The organism is Paenibacillus sp. KS1 (assembly GCF_001680695.1).
GTDB classification, from domain to species: Bacteria; Bacillota; Bacilli; order Paenibacillales; family Paenibacillaceae; genus Paenibacillus_B; species Paenibacillus_B suaedae.
On record NZ_MAIS01000350.1, the window covers coordinates 1 to 315 of the forward strand.

1 pseudogene is annotated in these 315 nt (G+C 38.1%); it reads left to right on the top strand.

The features are described from left to right. Window positions 1-181: pseudogene (locus BBG47_RS28620) on the top strand (hypothetical protein); the annotation flags it as partial. Between the last annotated feature and the right edge of the window lie 134 nt (window positions 182-315).

The following is a 315-nucleotide window of genomic DNA, read 5'->3' on the forward strand; positions in this document are numbered from 1 at the left end:
TCCGCTTGCCAAGGAATTATTCAATATCGACATTTCGGGATTAGAAGTAAAGTGGGACAACCTATTTAAAGATTATTGCTTCGTTAAAGGCAAAGAAACGGTATTGAGGGCAGCATTGGATGCCGATAAGAACGTGGTGTACCTCATATCGGGTGGCACAGCATTATTGGGGGGGCATTAGACGTTATCGGACTAAATATACAGGCTCAAATGAAATACATAAATTCTAATTTTCGTTAGATGCTTAATAAACAGAAGGAATACCTAGGAGGTTAACTATGAATATAAAAAAAGCAATTCTAGCGTCTATGATCG